The organism is Thioalkalivibrio sp. ALJT, from assembly GCF_000381825.1.
In the GTDB taxonomy this organism is placed as follows: domain Bacteria; phylum Pseudomonadota; class Gammaproteobacteria; order Ectothiorhodospirales; family Ectothiorhodospiraceae; genus Thioalkalivibrio.
Window position 1 is genome coordinate 120817 of the sequence record NZ_KB907128.1, and the last position, 15975, is coordinate 136791.

Annotated in this window: 14 protein-coding genes, 1 tRNA gene and 4 pseudogenes; 16 read left to right on the top strand and 3 right to left on the bottom strand. The window is 61.8% G+C overall.

The features are described 5' to 3' along the window. Positions 1 to 65 precede the first annotated feature (65 nt). The 3 genes and pseudogenes from G332_RS13535 (at position 66) to G332_RS12860 (ending at position 3340) form a co-directional block, all read left to right on the top strand. Positions 66 to 1886, top strand: a complete 1821-nt coding sequence (locus G332_RS13535; protein ID WP_156000813.1) for a hypothetical protein — start codon at positions 66 to 68, stop codon at positions 1884 to 1886. Positions 1887 to 2107: 221 nt separating this feature from the next. Beyond that, positions 2108 to 2320: pseudogene (locus G332_RS0109920) on the top strand (hypothetical protein); the annotation flags it as partial. A 252-nt stretch (positions 2321 to 2572) separates the two neighbouring features. Beyond that, positions 2573 to 3340 (top strand): DJ-1/PfpI family protein, encoded by a 768-nt coding sequence (locus G332_RS12860; protein WP_038059701.1) that lies wholly within the window; start codon positions 2573 to 2575, stop codon positions 3338 to 3340. A gap of 9 nt (positions 3341 to 3349) precedes the next feature. Here the strand turns inward: G332_RS12860 and G332_RS13335 are convergent. Continuing rightward, positions 3350 to 3490 (bottom strand): annotated as a pseudogene (locus G332_RS13335) (transposase); the annotation flags it as partial. An 89-nt stretch (positions 3491 to 3579) separates the two neighbouring features. On the opposite strand from G332_RS13335, the gene G332_RS0109930 reads away from it, so the two are divergent. The 11 genes and pseudogenes from G332_RS0109930 to G332_RS0109970 all read left to right on the top strand — a co-directional run bounded on the left by G332_RS0109930 (position 3580) and on the right by G332_RS0109970 (position 12005). Continuing rightward, complete coding sequence (locus G332_RS0109930) at positions 3580 to 4182, top strand: GNAT family N-acetyltransferase (RefSeq protein ID WP_019626846.1); 603 nt, start codon at positions 3580 to 3582, stop codon at positions 4180 to 4182. 137 nt (positions 4183 to 4319) lie between these two features. Next, positions 4320 to 4385: pseudogene (locus tag G332_RS13875) on the top strand (transposase); the annotation flags it as partial. 99 nt (positions 4386 to 4484) lie between these two features. Then, positions 4485 to 4679 (top strand): hypothetical protein, encoded by a 195-nt coding sequence (locus G332_RS13345; protein WP_019626847.1) that lies wholly within the window; start codon positions 4485 to 4487, stop codon positions 4677 to 4679. Positions 4680 to 4682: 3 nt separating this feature from the next. Beyond that, positions 4683 to 5511 (top strand): annotated as a pseudogene (locus G332_RS13350) (transposase). Positions 5512 to 5538: 27 nt separating this feature from the next. Next, positions 5539 to 5730, top strand: coding sequence for a DUF4160 domain-containing protein (locus tag G332_RS12870; RefSeq protein WP_019626849.1), 192 nt, complete (start codon positions 5539 to 5541; stop codon positions 5728 to 5730). Positions 5731 to 5755: 25 nt separating this feature from the next. Beyond that, positions 5756 to 6013: a DUF2442 domain-containing protein gene (locus G332_RS0109945; protein ID WP_019626850.1), complete on the top strand. Its 258-nt coding sequence runs from the start codon at positions 5756 to 5758 to the stop codon at positions 6011 to 6013. A 7-nt stretch (positions 6014 to 6020) separates the two neighbouring features. Next, a complete protein-coding gene (locus tag G332_RS13795; protein WP_231362889.1) occupies positions 6021 to 7001 on the top strand; it encodes a hypothetical protein in 981 nt (326 codons plus the stop codon). Positions 7002 to 7620: 619 nt separating this feature from the next. Then, a complete protein-coding gene (locus G332_RS0109955) occupies positions 7621 to 8682 on the top strand; it encodes a hypothetical protein (RefSeq protein ID WP_026340768.1) in 1062 nt (353 codons plus the stop codon). A gap of 276 nt (positions 8683 to 8958) precedes the next feature. Further along, positions 8959 to 9486, top strand: coding sequence for a GNAT family N-acetyltransferase (locus tag G332_RS0109960; protein WP_019626854.1), 528 nt, complete (start codon positions 8959 to 8961; stop codon positions 9484 to 9486). 359 nt (positions 9487 to 9845) lie between these two features. Continuing rightward, positions 9846 to 11357 (top strand): hypothetical protein, encoded by a 1512-nt coding sequence (locus G332_RS0109965; protein WP_019626855.1) that lies wholly within the window; start codon positions 9846 to 9848, stop codon positions 11355 to 11357. A gap of 252 nt (positions 11358 to 11609) precedes the next feature. Continuing rightward, on the top strand, positions 11610 to 12005 hold the full coding sequence (locus tag G332_RS0109970; RefSeq protein WP_019626856.1) for a hypothetical protein: 396 nt from the start codon (positions 11610 to 11612) through the stop codon (positions 12003 to 12005). Positions 12006 to 12287: 282 nt separating this feature from the next. On the opposite strand, the gene G332_RS0109975 is transcribed toward G332_RS0109970, so the two are convergent. Beyond that, positions 12288 to 12839, bottom strand: a complete 552-nt coding sequence (locus tag G332_RS0109975) for a hypothetical protein (RefSeq protein ID WP_026340770.1) — start codon at positions 12837 to 12839, stop codon at positions 12288 to 12290. Between the two features lie 470 nt (positions 12840 to 13309). After that, positions 13310 to 13828 (bottom strand): glycoside hydrolase family 108 protein, encoded by a 519-nt coding sequence (locus tag G332_RS13700; protein WP_019626858.1) that lies wholly within the window; start codon positions 13826 to 13828, stop codon positions 13310 to 13312. Positions 13829 to 14859: 1031 nt separating this feature from the next. Between G332_RS13700 and G332_RS0109985 the strand changes: the two genes are divergently transcribed. Next, entirely contained in the window at positions 14860 to 15450 is a 591-nt protein-coding gene (locus G332_RS0109985; RefSeq protein WP_156000819.1) for a PEP-CTERM sorting domain-containing protein, read from the top strand. 357 nt (positions 15451 to 15807) lie between these two features. Further along, positions 15808 to 15898 (top strand) — tRNA-Ser (locus tag G332_RS0109990). Positions 15899 to 15975: the final 77 nt, after the last annotated feature.

Here is a 15975-nt window from a genome sequence, read left to right on the forward strand (position 1 = left end):
CGAATCATCTGTTTAATTGGGGGCTTCGGCCCCCTTTTTTATTATTCCGAGCCCTCCAAAGCTTTATGAAATATCGAAATCTTGTTGCGCCTGGTTCGAATCTCTACACACGAGCAGAAACGTATTTTGCTCAGCTAATGGATGAAATGCTTTTCGATTTCACGGTCGATACCTATAAACCCTCTCTTATGCATGCGGGCCTATTAGCGGAAGAAGCTCTTGGTGTTCTGAGAGATGTCGAGTCAGGCATCATCCAGAAACCTAACATCCAACATGTTACCGCCGAATTTCACGATCATTTTTTAAATGATCCCGTCGCGCAAGAGCTGGTTCCTTTAAGCGAGTCCACTGTAGCGAGCGTTGTTGCGGGAGATCTTCCCTCTATTCCCAACCTGCGCGCTTTCTTTGAGATCGCGTCTGTTCATCTGGCGCCTTCAAGGTATAAGCCCAAGCTTGAGGAGTCCTTGTTGTCGGTGTGTTTAGATCCCGCATCTGACCTTGCATTGGTCCGACGCTTGGCTCGCTTATACGTAACCACTTTGTTAGGTATTGGTTATCATCAAAAATATATTCATTCGGTTCTAGAGGAGCGTTTCTTTCGCGAGGGGCTCGATCGCACGCGAGGTGTGCAATCGTTTCTCAGCGTTTTTGGAGGCGACCCGCGAAAATATGCGGTCACTTTCCGTGTTGGCCGTCTGTTCGATGATCGTTCTGGTGTCTTCTCGGATTTCGGGTTTGAGATCGCTCAAAATTCGCCAGCTGTGCTGCCGCCATTGTCAAAGTTTAGCGCTGACGACTGCACGAATTACCCATTTTTTGCCACGATTGAAGATGTTAAGGCTAAAGATCCTTATTCAGCTCGTGTTGTGGCGGAGAAAAGGCTTGATCTTATCGCAAGCTTCTTGTCAATTTACCACCATGGCGGACCAGCCGACTGGTCCCAGGGATGCTATGTTCTTGAAGATGGCGATTCAAGCGTAACCTGGGTTGGTGACGACGTTAGTCCAATGCGGAAGTGTGATGACCTTAGGCATCATGTCGCCACTAGAAGGCTGCGAGAGTTTTTGGGAGGGTTTTCGTTAAGGGACGGGTCTCTGTCGAAGTTTATTAGTAGCGTTCGACTGCATGCTATGGCTATGAAGGCGGGCGGCGATGAGAATCAAATTTTGAATTTATGGACTGCTTTAGAGTCGCTGGTCCCGTCGGATCTGAAACATGAGAAGGTTAGTCAGATTGAGCACATAGCGAATTCCGTTATACCTTTTGCGAATGTAGGCTATATCGAAAAACGTCTCAATACTCTCGTTAAGGACCTGTTGCGCTGGGATAATGCGGGTGCGAAGGCTTGTTTCAGGGAGGTTGCGGGCCGGAAGTTTACGCATAGGCTAGGTAAGATATTGGCGTTGGATAATCTTTCGGAGGTGCGCCAGGAGCTGTTTAACATCGCATCGGGATATGTGTTGCTTTCGGAACGGCTTAAGGATGTGGCGGATGCCATGAAGAGCCCTGCTGGGGTAGCTAATGCGCTCGATCGACATGCGTTGCGTGTGGAATGGCAAATACGCCGGATTTATCGCACTAGGAATATGATCGTGCATGCGGGTTCTACACCGCCGTACACACGGGACCTGATTGAGCATTGCCATGGGTACCTTGATGTGGTTTTAGAGGAATTGATTGAGTTGGCATCGGAGCCTAGAAGTGTGGATTCAGTGGAGCAAGGGTTTGAGCTTATTCGGTTGCGGTACGAGATGTATTTGAGGGAGTTAAAGCGGGGTGGAAATGGGTTTTCAGAGGGTGGGATTGATAGGCTTCTGTTTAGTCATAGTAGGTTTGGTCGGACAGAGTGGAGTCGTCAGGGGGTAACGAAGGAGCTTTTTACCTAATTAGCTGTCAGGTCCCGGCTGGTTATATACACCCAAGATATCGAAGAAGAGGACACCCATGATTTCTTGACGGTCTGAGGCGGGCTGTCTAGGTTTGGCAATGACGGGGTCGGACCAAGGTAACCCACGGAAAGATCGAAGGAAAATGGTCTAGAAAGGGTGTAATTGGAGCTTATCGCGGCCATTTTGGCCAGGAAATGGGTCTTCCAGGGAGGGAAGCCATGCCACGGGCGAATCGCGATCACTTGCCGGGCCATGTCTGGCATATCACGCACCGGTGCCATAAGCAGGAGTTTCTACTGAAGTTCGCGCGCGACCGCCGGTTGTGGCGGTACTGGTTGTATCAGGCTCGGCGGCGCTACGGGCTGTGTGTGTTGAACTACATGGTGACGTCCAACCACGTGCATCTGCTGCGACTCAATAACGGGGTCGGACCATGGTAACCATCGGAAAGATCGAAGAAAAATGGTCGAGAAAGGCTGTAATTCGAGCTTATAGGGGGCATTTTGGCCATGAATTGGGCCTTCCAGGGAGGGAAGCTATGCCACGGGCGAATCGCCATCGGTTGCGAGGCCATGTCTGGTAAAGAAGAGGACACCGATGATTTCTATGGTCCGAGGCGGAACAGATAAAGAGGACACCCATGATTCCTTGGTCGAAAGTGTCACCCTCTGGTGCTTTCTGCCATGCCGGAGCCGAAGCAGACGCTGACCGTCGCCTTTCTCGCCGTTCCGGAGTCCACCGGCTCGACGCTCTACGGTATGTACGACCTGTTCGCGGCCGTCGATCGCGATTGGGGTTTGATCGCCCGGGGCGAGCCGGCGGTCTCACCCTTCCGCCCGGTGACCGTCGCCGCCGACACGGCCGGCTTCCGTATGGCCAACGGTGTCCATCTGCTGCCGGATCTCGACATCGATCAGGCGGGTTGTCCCGACGTCGTCTGTGTACCGGAACTGCTGGTGCCTCCCGGCACGGACATCACGGGCCGCTATCCGCGGGAGGTGGCCTGGCTGCAGACTTGTTACGAGGCAGGCAGCTTCCTCGGCACGGCGTGCTCCGGTGCGCTGATGGTGGCCGAAGCCGGCCTGCTGGACGGGCGGGACGCGACCACGCATTGGGGCTACTGCGAGGCACTGGCCGCCCACTATCCACAGGTCCGCGTGCATCCGCATCAGGCCCTGGTCACTGCCGGCGATGGCCAGCGCATCGTGATGGTCGGCGGGGGCTCGTCGTGGCAGGATCTGGCGCTTTTTCTGATCGCCCGCATGGTCGGTCTGGAACGGGCGCTGCAGGTGGCCAAGATCTATCTGATCGACTGGCACCACGTCGGCCAACAGCCCTACGCTACCCTGATGGGTAGCGCCCAGACCGAGGATCCGAGCACCATGGGGGTCAGACCTTGCCTTTTGCCGCTGTGGTGGTACGGAGGACAAAAGGCAAGGTCTGACCCCTAAGCAGCACTCCTGCTCCCGGGCCTTCCGGCGCCAGTTGTACAGCGTGGCGGCCGAGATCCCTTCTTCTTCGGCCAGTTGGACCACGGTCCGGTTATGCGGCGGCAGCAGCTTCTTCAGCACCGCCTCCTTGCGTTCATCAGAGTACTTCACAGGAACCTCTCTTCGCCCCCGGTCGTTGATAACACCCTAACATCGGGTGAGGTTCCAACTAGCCTGACAGTGGGGGGAGGGGATGCGAGATGGATCTGAAGATACGTGCGGCAGAGATCGGGGATGCGCGGCGACTGGCGGAGCTCATGGACTTCGCAGGCGAGGGGATTCCGATGTATCTGTGGCGGGAGTCCGCCGGTCCGGATGGGGATCCCCTGGAGTTCGGGGCGCGCACCGTAAGCGGGACAGACGGCGGCTTCAGTTACGTGAATGCCCATGTGGCCGAGATCGGGGACGAGGTCGTCGGGATGCTGCTCGGGTACCGTCTGCCCGATCCGCATGACGTCGAGCCGTTGAGCGAGGCCCCGGTCGTGGTGCGTCCGTTGCTGGAGCTGGAGGCGCTGGCCCCGGGGTCCTGGTACGTGAACGCCGTGGCGGCCGATCCGGCTTGGCGCGGCCGCGGCGTGGGAAGCGCATTGATGCAGCGCGCGGAGGACGTGGCGGCCGGGAGCGGCGCGGAGGTGCTCAGTCTGATCGTGGCGGAAGAAAACCGGGGTGCACGGCGGCTTTACGAGCGGCTCGGTTATGCCGACGTGGCGCGCAGGCCGCTGTTGCCCTGGCCCGGTTGTCGGCATTCCGGCCACTGGGTCCTGATGACGAAGCCCGTCCCGGGAAGTGCCGGGCCTGTCTAGCCGGGCTCCGAGGGGGAGGTTTTCCACTCGTTCGCGAAGCGCGGCCGCTGAAGAAGAGGACACCCATGATTTCTTGACGGTCTGAGGCGGGCTGTCTAGGTGTCAGGGGGAGTGCATGGGCCAGGGAGGGTCCGGAGATGACGCGAGCCAGGAAGGAGCTCGTCTCGGTCGAGACGACGCCGTATTACCACTGTATCTGTCGCTGTGTGCGCCGCAAAGAAGAGGACACCCATGATTTCTTGACGGTCTGATGCGGGCTGTCTAGGTTTCAGGGGAATGCATGGACCAGGGAGGGTCCGGAGATGACGCGAGCCAGGAAGGAGCTCGTCTCGGTCGAGACGACGCCGTACTACCACTGCATTTGTCGCTGTGTGCGCCGCGCGTTCCTGTGTGGCGAGGATTCCTATTCGGGCAGGAACTACGAGCACCGGCGGGGCTGGGTGCTGGAGCGTCTTCGCGAGCTGCAGGGCGTGTTCGGGGTGGACGTGTGCGCGTAGGCGGTGATGTCGAACCACTATCACCTGGTGGTGCGGCTGGATTCGGATCGGGGCGCGGCATGGAGCGAAGGCGAGGTGATGGAGCGCTGGGCGCGGCTGTTCTCGTTGCCGGTGTTGGTAGCCCGCTATCGGGAGGGGCAGACGAAGACGGTGGCGGAGCGCGAGCGGGCGCAGCTGCAGATTGCCGAAATGGCGGGCGCGCCTGCAGGACCTGTCCTGGTTCATGCGCAGCCTGAACGAACATCTGGCGCGGCGGGCGAATGCAGAGGATCGCTGCAAGGGCCGCTTCTGGGAAGGCCGCTACAAGAGCCAGGCGCTGCTGGACGACGCGGCGGTGCTGACCTGCATGAGCTACGTGGATCTGAACCCGGTGCGCGCCGGGATGGCGGATACGCCCGAGGCTTCCGATTTCACGTCGATCCAGCAGCGTATTCGGGCACTGGCTCGTAAGGATCAGGGGCATGAAGGTCCGGCGTGCGAGGGGGACGAGCCTCGCCTGACGGTACTGGGCCGGGAAGGCGACGATCCGCATGCCAATGCGGTGGCCTTTACTACGGAGGACTACCTGGAACTGGTGGACTGGACCGGGCGCGCGATCCGCGAGGACAAGCGCGGGGCGATCCCGGAATCCATTCCGCCGATCCTGGAACGCCTGCGGATCGATCCGGTGAATTTCCTGCGGCATGTCGGAAGGGGGCAGAGGTCGCACCATGTAGCGGCCCTGGGCCATATGGAGCGTTTTCGCGAGGCGGTGAAGCAGCTCGGCCGTCGCAGCATCAAGGGTGTGGGCATGTCGGCACGGATGTTTCTGGCGCCAGCCTGTTGTTGTTGAACCAGGCCGGTTTCAGGGGAGGCGCGGATGCCGACGGTGTTCAGGGACGGACCCTACCGCTTCTACTGGTTCAGCCATGAGCCGGACGAGCCGCGGCATGTGCATGTAGACCGTGGAAAATGCTCGGCCAAGCTCTGGTTGCGCCGTGTGGCACTGGCGCGGAATATGGGGTTTCCGGCGCACAAGTTGCGGCGGATTCGGGAGGTTGTCGAGGATTGACAACCGGAGCGGTTGGAGGCTTGGCATGAGTTCTTTGGCCACGAAGGCGGATGAGCGGGTTGCGTCGGTGGATTTCACCGAGCATGACCTGGTGGTCGGCCTGATGGATGGCCGTCGAATCTCGGGACTGCTGGAGTGGTACCCACGGCTCGCGCACGCAACGCCTGCACAACTCCGTATCTGGGAGATCTCCGCCGGAGGCTACGGAATCCACTGGCCAGAGCTCGACGAAGACCTGAGCACCGAAGGGCTGCTGCGAGGCGCACCTGCGCCTGCGCGGTAGAGTACTTATGAGCAGCAACACCTCGAAGATCCCCAAATTCCAGGACGAGGCGGAGGAACGGGCTTTGGCGGGGCTGGCACTGGTCGGTTTGCTGGTTGTTAGCCTGGCAGGATGTCACCCGAACACTGAACCTGCCAGCACCGGCGGTGAGATGGTAGACGGTACCGAGGGCATCGATTGTGGCGACCATCTGCCTCTGAGTTATTCGCCCGATGGGCAATGGTTAGCTTTCTGGCTATGGACCAATCGCGGTGAAAATGCACCTCCCAAGCATCGGCTGGCCTTGCTCGATCTGGACACTGGCATCCGCCATCTGCCGGACCCCGATGGGCGCGAGAGCAACGGTGACGCGGCAACCGCCGCACCACGAATCGACAAGCTTTGCTGGAGTCGTGATGGACAACGCCTCCTGACCGGTGTGTTGCCTCCCGACGCCAACGAGGCGACGCCCGTACAGCCGTCCTCCGCATCGTTGAGAGTGAAACCGCGCGGCCAGCAACGACCGGCTGTGGTTCACGCAATCGACCTTGACCGGCCCGATCGAATGGAACGAGTCGATACCGCTGCATGTGGTGCTGAAGACATCGGTCACTGGCGATTTGAGCCGCCGTATCAGGATGACTGGACCCAACTGGGCAAGGCGCAAGTCAAGAAGCTGGATCCGCGCCTGATCAGGCTGGAACGATCGGGTGGTCGCGTGCTGGGTGAACATCGACCCGTTCGCTGGAGTACGCGATCGCTGATGGTATCCGACCACGCCTGGTCACCCGACCAGACGCAGCTTGCCTACGTGGTTCGCGAGTTGCGCGGAAGCTGGGGTGGGCTGTCGCATACCTGGCTGACGGCTGTCGACGCCGAGCCCGTGCAACTGCTCAGCGGTGCCGTCTACGCCATGCAATGGCGCAATGATCAGGAACTGCATCTGTGCCTGCGGCGACCCGGGCAAGCAGAGTCGGCGGTTTTCGCCTGGCAATCTCCCTTCTACTAGCCCCGGACGCTTTTGGCTTCGATGTGATTCGAGTACCCCCAAGGTAAAAGCCAGTATCCTCAGAGCCAGGAGCCGGCTACTGCTGTCTCGCTTGTGCGGCCCTGGCCGCAAAACATCTGGGGACTGGCCTGTTTCCGATCATGGAGAAGGTCGACCATGGCGGAGAGGAACAGGGAGGACTCTCAGGCTTTCTCCAGATGTTTGCGCCCATGCTTGTGAACGAGAAGGCGAGCCGCCGCGAATGACTGGCGTTAACGGGCCGGGCAAGGTTCACCGCCTGCTGTGAGGTGCAAGGGCCCGTCGGGCAAGAGGCGAAGATGATGACACCCGTGATTTGGCCCTTGAGCCTTCACCTGTGGAGGATTGTCCGGTGGGTCGTGCAGGCGTGACGACGGGACCAGCCCGGAGGCGCGCGGGTGCGCTCCGGTGGAGTGCGTTTGCGGTAGCGAGCGGGGGTATCTTGCTCCTCGTGGCGCTGCCTCCGGCTGAGATCTGGGGTCAGTGGGGATGGGGTGTTGTTTTGCTTGTCGTCTGTGCCTGGGGGGCCGCACTGACGAGTGCGTGGCTTGGCCGTCGGTTTGCGGCTGCCCCGGTGCAGGCTCCGGGAGTGTGGTTGCTCGTGGCCGTCGGGCTCGCCGGTTTCATGCTCACGGCGCTTTTCTGGACCCGGGCCGCTCTGGGAGTGCCCACGGGCTTTCTGGGTGACCTCGGGTGGAAACTGGGAGCGCTTTTTGGAGGGTGGCCATGGCCGGCCCTGCTGCTGGCCGGGGTTATGGGGCTTTTGTTGCGTCCTCGGGGCTCCGGTGGTCCAGCCTTCCTTGGCGTAGCCCTGGTCGCAGGCACCTTCGGATGGATGGTGCATTTCCCGGTGACGGATACGATCCGGTCGAGTTCGGTTGCCTGGGCCGATGAAGGGCGCCGGATACTCGAGGAGCCCCTTGCCACCCGGCCGGGGCTCGCGGCGCTGAGAGTTCTCGGTCAGCCCCGACATCTCGAAGTGCGCCCCCACACGCTTCATCTCGGGCCCGACGAGACACGAACGCTGGAGGTACACGGGCGGACGTTCCCGGGCAGTCGTTCGAATCTCTCCCGACCGAGCCAGGGGGTTCGCCTGCGTGTCTCGGACCCTTCGGTCGTAACAGTCGTTCGAGCGCCCGAGGGGGATCGCTGGGCACTCAAGTCTCTGGCGCCCGGCACCAGTGCTGTCGAGGTCCGTGCCGGAGCGGCCACGCAGTGGATCGGCGTTCGTGTATCGAGTGACGACGGCGGGAGGGATTCCCGGCCAGTCGATGTGACCGAGCGGGTGGCCTTTCGAGTTGATGAGCCGCGCGAGCCGGGGGCCTCCGGTGGCTTTGCGCTTCGTCAGACTGTCCGGGTCACCAACCACTCCGACATTGCGCTGGTCGGGCCGCTCTACCTGGTCATCGGGCAGTCCGCCGAGGCGGCGCCCATACTGGTGGGGGCTGGGCGGGTTAGACACCCGACCGTGCTGGCGGCTTTCGGTCCCGATTGGCGCGTCTCAGTAGCGGAGATCTTTCCCGGGCCGGATGGGCTACGCCCCATCGTGCCCGCGCTGCCTCCGGGTGCAAGCTCGGAGCTGGAACTGCGCGTAGTGGCCCCGCTGAACCCCGATGCTCCCGACGTCGAACTGCGCGCGTTCGCAAGCGTTCGGGCTCCTTGAGCGAAGGAAAATAACGGGGTTGGACCACGGTAACCCCTGGAAAGATCGCAGGAAAATAGTCGAGAAAGGGTGTAATTCGAGCTTATAGGGGCCATTTTGGCCAGGAAATGGGCCTTCCAGGGAGGGAAGCCATGGCACGGGCGAATCGCCATCACTTGCCGGGCCACGTCTGGCATATCACGCACCGGTGCCATAAGCAGGAGTTTCTGCTGAAGTTCGCGCGCGACCGCCGTACGTGCGGCAGAGATCGGGGATGCGCGGCGACTGGCGCAGCTCATGGACTTCGCGGGTGAGGGGATTCCGATGTATCTGTGGGGGGGATCCGTCGGGCCGGAGGGGGATCCCCTTGAGTTCGGGGCGCGCGTCGTAAGCGGGACCGACGGCGGTTTCAGTTACGTGAATGCCCAAGTGGCCGAGAGTGGGGACGAGATCGTCGGAATGTTGCTCGGGTACCGGCTGCCTGATCCACATGACGTCGAGCCGCTGAACGAAGCTCCGGCCGTGGTGCGTCCGCTGTTGGAGCTGGAGGCGTTGGTCCCGGGATCCTGGTATGTGAATGCCGTGGCGGCCGATCCGGCCTGGCGCGGCCGCGGAGTGGGAAGTGCACTAATGCAGCGCGCGGAGGAGTTGGCGGTCGAGAGCGGTGCGCATACGCTCAGTCTGATTGTGGCGGAACAGAACCGGGGCGCCCGGCGGCTTTACCAGCGGTTTGGCTATACCGATGTCGCGCGCAGGCCGCTGATGCCCTGGCCCGGTTGTCGACATTCCGGCGACTGGGTTCTTATGGCGAAGCCGCTCCCATGAATCGAAGATGTGCCTTTCGTTGACTCATCCTGGCCAGGCCGCCACCGCAGCCGGAGGAGGGGGCCACCCGTTGCAATGGCTATAATCACCGTTCCGATTGCCGTTGCGGCTTTGGGGGCCCCAGGTGATGGATAGCGGTTGTGGGCTTAACAGAAGAGCACACCCAATCACCACAACCGCGCGTGACCTGGCAGGGCAAATGTTGGGACGGTGCGTGGGCGCGACTGAGATCTGCGTGCGCTGTCCGGCGGCCGCTACCGATCCCGCGCTCGCATGGAATGAAGTGCACATCTGCGAGCCGTGCCATTATGAACCCCGTTGAAAGTACAACAGGACTGTCCCGACCGAGGAGATGTTCGATGCCCGCGAAAAGCCGTTTCCGCAGTCGTTCGCTGGTGCTGGCCTTGCTGAGTCTGCCCGTACTGGCGATTCCCGTGTTCACTGCTTCGGCGGTCGAGTCACCGATCCAGCTTGAACGGCTCGCCATCGACGGCGAGGGTGATCACTACCGCTACGGGGTGGTGACCGAGATCCAGGGTGATGAGATCCGCTGGACGGTCACCCAGGGCCCGGAGATTACCCGTATCCATCCCGACGAGGATTACCGTTCCGGGCTCGGCGGTCGCGAGGATCTGTTCACGGGGCCGGTCCTGGATGGCAAGGCGTACCGCAAGGAGCACGAGCTGGGCGTCCTGCTACCCGTGTTCGGGCGCGAACAGGTGGAGCCGCCGCACAGCTTCCGGGATATGTTCAACAACCCGCGTCGTCTGCAGGACTACCGCGTGCACCTGGCTGAAACCGGCGAGACGCGCGAGATTGCGGGGGAGATGGCACAGGGCTATCGCCTGGCTGCGGTCACCGAGATGGCGAACCTCGACAGCGATGACGAAGCGCTGCTTTTCTCGGTGAACCACGGCACTGTGTGGGTGTACGAGGATTTGCCCTTCTCGTCGGCACTGCTGCAAATCAGCCCCGGGATGTTCCGGATGGCGGTTGGGCCTCACGCGCCGGGCGGGCTCGAAACCTACTACGTCCGCACGCTCAGCGAAGCCCTCGAGCCACTCGGGATGGTGGCCGGCCTGCAGCTTCAGGCTTTCCATACCTCCGCTGATACCCTGGAAACCATGGAGGCGCAGGACTGGGCACTGGAGGAAGGCCAGTCGCCCGGTCAGGCCTCGGGCATTGCCTACCAGATCGCGGTCACGGAATTCAGCGCCGTGGCCGAAGCGCCGGATTACGCCGCGCTGGAAGAATATCCGCGCGCCAATGCGGCTGCCCTCGAATACCTGCGGACTCCGCCCTTGCTCGCCGAGATGCTGGATGCCTGCATTCCATTGCCCACCGATATGTCCCGCGAGGAGCTGGGGTCGATGCTGAACGAGCAGGCGACCTTCGACGGTGCGATGGAAGGGGCCCACTCGGGTGCGCTGCTTGGGCAGGCGGCCTGGGGTGGTCAGGAGGATACGGAGCAGGGCGACGGATTTGCGCTGGTGGTGGAGGCCTTCCTGCCGGAGCTGGAGACGACCGCCTGCATGATCTTTACTCGAGTGGGTGCGGGCGTTCCCGGTGACACCGCCACCCTGGAGGTCGCCGCCGATCCGCACGGTGCAGCGGCCGAGGGCCGGCTGGCTGCGCACCTGCTGGTTGGCGATGTCAGCGAACTCGGCAACATCGAATATCTGATGGTCGGCCAGGGCGTGAGCGGAGAAGTCCGGCTGGATGCCGCCGAACCGGACGGCACGTTGCGGGGTGATCTGGAGGTGGAAGGTACGGCGACCCCGCTGGACGATCTGGGGGGCAGTGACGGCTTCCGGATCGAAGGCGAATTTTCGGCCATGCAGTACTGGGATCGTGTACCCGTCGCCCGTTGAGGTCCCCGGGAGCACATCCGCATCTCGTAGGGTCCTGCTGTGCGGTTCACATGGGGCGGACCTTGCCATGTACCCTTCAGGTTTGCGGCGGAGGCAACAGGCAGGTTCTGACCCTGTGCCTTCGCTGGAGCGGGCAGTCGTCGCGGACTCGATTCAGATTGTGGAGGGTGCTGAGTTGAAGTTCCGAGGGTTCCGCGGCACCGTGTGCATGGGGTCACGCCCAAGTACAAAACATAAACGAGGAGACACAAGATGGCAGAACTTTTTTCTGATGAATGGATGAAGGCGTTCGTTGAGAAATGGAATGCGGAACCCGAGCTGTCCGATGCGCTGGCCAAGATCGACTTCAACAGCGTGATCGGGTACGGCTATCCCGGCGACGACAAGCCGATTGGCGTGCTGACGGTCGAAAATGGCAAGGCCGTTGCGGGTGGGGCCTATAACGGCGAGGAGATGAAGTGGGATCTTCGGGCCAGTGAGGAACAGTGGCGCAAGTGGATGGAAAAGCCGCCGGGCATGATGGGCCTGGGGAGCGCCTTCACGACCGGCAAGATCAAGTTCCTGGTGGGTGATTACAAGGGGATGTTGAAGGACCCGCGTATGGCCAAGCCCTTTATCAAGAGCTTCACCGTCATGGGACAGGTCTGAACCTCTGAGGCCATAACGGGGGCCGGACCGTGGTCATCATTGGTAGAACGTCAGAGCGCGGTCGAGTCTACGCATCACTCGAGTTCGCCTCGGCCGGTTCGGTCCACCAGATGATGACCTCCAGGGAAGGAGGTCATTCCACCGCAAATCACGCGTGTCGGGCCACGTCTGGGCCCCACTATCGCGACCGCAGGCCGGGGTGGTTCGGCTGAGGTTGCTCACCGGTCCGGTGGGGCCTCGCTTGCAAGGGAGGTATCCCCTCGCCATGAGGGGACCCCGATCTCAGTGGCCGAACAGGGCCTCCAGTTCGTCCTCGCGGGCGCGCACTGCGTCCATATCCTGATCCGGTACTTCGGGCGGTGTGGCATCGCGCAGGGTCTCGCGCTGCTGTTCCAGGGCGTCGCGCATGATGGCCTTCTGCTCCGCCGGCATGTTCGGATCGTCCTCGATGCGCTGCAGGTTTTCCTCCAGCTGGCGTTCCATCTCCGGGATGCGGCGCTCCATTTCCAGTGCAAGACGGGCGTTGAGGACGCGCGAGCCGATGTTGGTCAGTTCGGTGCTGTTCTCGAAGCCGTGACGCGCGACGATCTCCTGTGCCTGTTGTTCGATACGCGTCATCTGTTCGATGGCCTGTCGGACTTCTTCCATCGAGGCCTCGTCGTGGACGCCCATCGCCGGTTCCTGGACCTCGGATTGTTGCGCGGTCCACTCGTTGAGTTCCTGGGTTGCCGCCATCCAGCGGTCGATCGTGTCGCCGTCCAGCGCATGAACTGGCCCGGCCCACCATGGCAGACACATCGCAAGCATCAATAGGGGTTTCGTGAGTTTCTTCATGGAAACGCCTCGATTTTGTGGGGGAGTCAGCGTCGCAGTATACCGGGCGTGTCCATGGATCCGTGATTCCGGGGGGCAGCCATGCGCCCGGCGCCGCGCAGGTGGCGGAGGATATCGCTCGCTGGAGGAGGGCGCCGGAACCATACTCTTGAGCCCGAAGCCCGAAGCCCGAAGCCCGAAGCCCGAAGCCCGAAGCCCGAAGCCCGAAGCCCGAGCACTGCGAGATCCTGCAGAAACGGCTGGCAAACCGACTGTGCCTCACCGGAACGCTCGGCCAGGGCTCTGAACGGGTCCCGGTGAGGCAGCGGGTGAAAGGCGCAATTGGCGCTTGCCGCAGCGCACTCGTCAGAGCGGGCGCAGTGAGTCTGGGTTCCGCGGGCTCGCGCTCGCGCTGATCGCCAGCATGTGACGAGCGCCAGGTACGCAGTGCCCGGTGCCGAAGGCTTGCACGATCAGCAGCTGCGTCCGACTTACAGCGCTTTCATGGCATGGGAATGAACATCGAACAGCCGGCGATACCATCCCCGCCCGAAGGTGGATACGTGGTTCAGCCCGGCGTAATGCTGTGCCCGCTGCGCCATGAAATCGCGCAGGAGTTCGGCTGGATCGGCAGCGCTGGCCGCGCCGCGGGTCTGGGGTCCTATGATGCCGTCCACTGTGGCGCCGGCCGCACTCTGCAGGAAGCGGATCGCGCGGGCCGGACCCTGATTCACGGCTGCGTCGAAAACGGGCAGGCGCAGGGCAGGGGGCAGGGTGTCGCACTGGCAGGCGTCCCAGTACCAGGATCGGTAGATTTCGCCCGCCTGTTGCGGGGTCAGCTCGCGGATGTCGGTGTCATCCGGTTCCGGTTCGCCCCGTTGCTGGCGCCAGCGGCGCAAGGTCCCCAGCGTGATGCCCAGATTGGTCTGGCCTCCCGGGTCCTCCGGGTGGTCGACGTATCCGCCTTCGTGTCGTAACACCACCTGCAGTGCCTCGTCGAACGTCGTCATGGATGCTCCTCCCTGTGTGGCGCGTGCGGCGGCGCGCGCTGTTGAGTGGATACTCATTAACGTTAGCCCAATCGCGGGCCTCACGGGGGCTCGCAGCGCACGAGAAAGGCGCAACGAGCTCCACCAGGGTACCGGGCGATAATCTGCTTGGAGCTCGTTCGGCCAGTAGAACTCGGTTGACCCGGGTGAACGCCGGGGTTGCGGCTGGCGGAAGAGGCGCTGGCCTCGCATTGTGCGGGCCGGGGTGTTCGCTCGATGTCGCCCGTTGCCATGGGGCGTCACCCGTGTGTGGATCTCCTGCATGGGCTGTTGCGGTTCATCTTGCGGGGAGGCGATGAGGAACAGGCAAGGACCATGGCATGGCCGTATGCGTCCGGAATGGCTGATGGCGTGGATGGCCCTTGTGACGGTCCTGTCGCCCGACAAGGCCTGTGCGGCAGGCTTGTCACCACACCAGACCGCCTGAACACGATCGTCCATGGGGGCTTGGCCGCGGGTCTGTTCCGTTTCAATCTTTTGCTGCGTCGAAAATCTTTACACATGGGCGCTGCGTATGACCGGTCCGGATTCAGCCAGCGATGACCCTCTGGCCCCTCTCTGGGGGCCTGTTGTGTCCGGCCAATCGTTGCGGGTGATGCCGTGCAGCCGCGAGGGTGGCGTGATTGACGTTCCAGGTCGCCCCCCCCTTCCGCATAAAAACCAATGGATTAGCTCTATAGAGGGGGTGAGGCCGAATCAATCGTTGCAGGAATCGCCGGGGACGGAGGTGTTTGTTCCGGTCTTGCTCGGCCCGTTTTGCGTTCGGCTGGTTTGTCGACAGACTTTACATGGCGCTGGCATTGCACCGTTCCGGATTCGATGGACCCTATAAAAATCAATGGGTTCCTGCTTGTGGCGCGGATTGTGCTTGCTCACCTGTCAAGCAGCGTTGCTGCGAACGCGCCGGCCAGCAGGGTAGCAAGGCAACATCAGCCGCAGTATTTGCAGTGTCGGTACCAAACGGAAGCTAAGGAACTCTTGGAGTAGAAAATATGAAAGGATTAAAACTGACCTCAGCCGCGCTGGCGGGACTTCTGTTCACGGCCTGGGGTGCAGCCGCACATGCTGCACCGATCACGGTCAACCCTTCGTGGTTGAATTCCTCGATCTCGAATGACGTGAGTAACGTGACGACACTCCAGACCGGTGCTTTGTCGGGTAACTGGGCGTCTTTCGTGCTGGATATCGGGGATTCGAACACCTTCGATTTCGCAACCATTACCATGACCGCCGGCGGCAGTTCTTCCAGCGGAACTGTGGATGCAGAGCTTGTGTTCTCGCAGCCGACCGTGTCGGCGGAAGGCGAGGGCCAGGCGGTCAGGAATACCGGTTTTCTCGGCGCATTCACGGGCGGTTCGCTTGTCTGGGATACGCAGCCCTCTCCGATTGACCTCGGTGACAGCCTGCTGTTCGTCGACTTCTCCGATGTGGACGTTTCGGGCAGTGTTCTTGGGGGTAGCAGCACGATAACGGCGACCGTATCGCGTGAAGCGGCGCCGGTGCCGACACCGGGTACGCTGGCGCTGTTCGGGCTGGGTCTGCTGGGCCTGGTGGCGGGTCGCAGGTTCCTGCGCAACGCCTGAGTATCTCCGCCCTGCGGGAGACCCGGCGCGATCTGCGCCGGGTTTTTTTTGTCTGCCGCTCAGGCGGGAATGCCGCGGTGCCCCGCTGGCGCACGTCTCGCGCGCGACGCCCCTGCCCGGGTCCGACCATGGGCCCGGCTCGGGTTGACTGCCGAGGCCGGCTCCCGTAGCGGGCTTCTGGTGTTCCGAGGCGTCTGGCATCCCGGGAACCGGACAGCGGTTATCCGGGATCTCGGGCGTAGACAGGGCCGATCAAGGGTGGTCCATGTTTGCGGTTTGATGGTCTCACGTTGCGAATGGTTGTCGGCTGGTTTAGGCTAACGCGCTTCGTGACGGATCGTGGGTTGCGAAACCAATGGAGAGGTGGCCGAGCGGTCGAAGGCGCACGCCTGGAAAGTGTGTATACGGTAACCCCGTATCGAGGGTTCGAATCCCTCCCTCTCCGCCAGATTCAGCAAAGGGGCCCATGTGGCCCCTTTTGCATGTCTGGCCCGCGAGGTACGAGGATTCGAACCCGAGAAATCA

Coding starts and splice junctions, on each gene's coding strand:
- G332_RS13535 (WP_156000813.1), top strand. CDS start 66: ATGAAATATCGAAATCTTGTTGCGCCTGGTTCGAATCTCTACACACGA.
- G332_RS12860 (WP_038059701.1), top strand. CDS start 2,573: ATGCCGGAGCCGAAGCAGACGCTGACCGTCGCCTTTCTCGCCGTTCCG.
- G332_RS0109930 (WP_019626846.1), top strand. CDS start 3,580: ATGGATCTGAAGATACGTGCGGCAGAGATCGGGGATGCGCGGCGACTG.
- G332_RS13345 (WP_019626847.1), top strand. CDS start 4,485: ATGACGCGAGCCAGGAAGGAGCTCGTCTCGGTCGAGACGACGCCGTAC.
- G332_RS12870 (WP_019626849.1), top strand. CDS start 5,539: ATGCCGACGGTGTTCAGGGACGGACCCTACCGCTTCTACTGGTTCAGC.
- G332_RS0109945 (WP_019626850.1), top strand. CDS start 5,756: ATGAGTTCTTTGGCCACGAAGGCGGATGAGCGGGTTGCGTCGGTGGAT.
- G332_RS13795 (WP_231362889.1), top strand. CDS start 6,021: ATGAGCAGCAACACCTCGAAGATCCCCAAATTCCAGGACGAGGCGGAG.
- G332_RS0109960 (WP_019626854.1), top strand. CDS start 8,959: ATGGACTTCGCGGGTGAGGGGATTCCGATGTATCTGTGGGGGGGATCC.
- G332_RS0109965 (WP_019626855.1), top strand. CDS start 9,846: ATGCCCGCGAAAAGCCGTTTCCGCAGTCGTTCGCTGGTGCTGGCCTTG.
- G332_RS0109970 (WP_019626856.1), top strand. CDS start 11,610: ATGGCAGAACTTTTTTCTGATGAATGGATGAAGGCGTTCGTTGAGAAA.
- G332_RS0109975 (WP_026340770.1), bottom strand. CDS start 12,839: ATGAAGAAACTCACGAAACCCCTATTGATGCTTGCGATGTGTCTGCCA.
- G332_RS13700 (WP_019626858.1), bottom strand. CDS start 13,828: ATGACGACGTTCGACGAGGCACTGCAGGTGGTGTTACGACACGAAGGC.
- G332_RS0109985 (WP_156000819.1), top strand. CDS start 14,860: ATGAAAGGATTAAAACTGACCTCAGCCGCGCTGGCGGGACTTCTGTTC.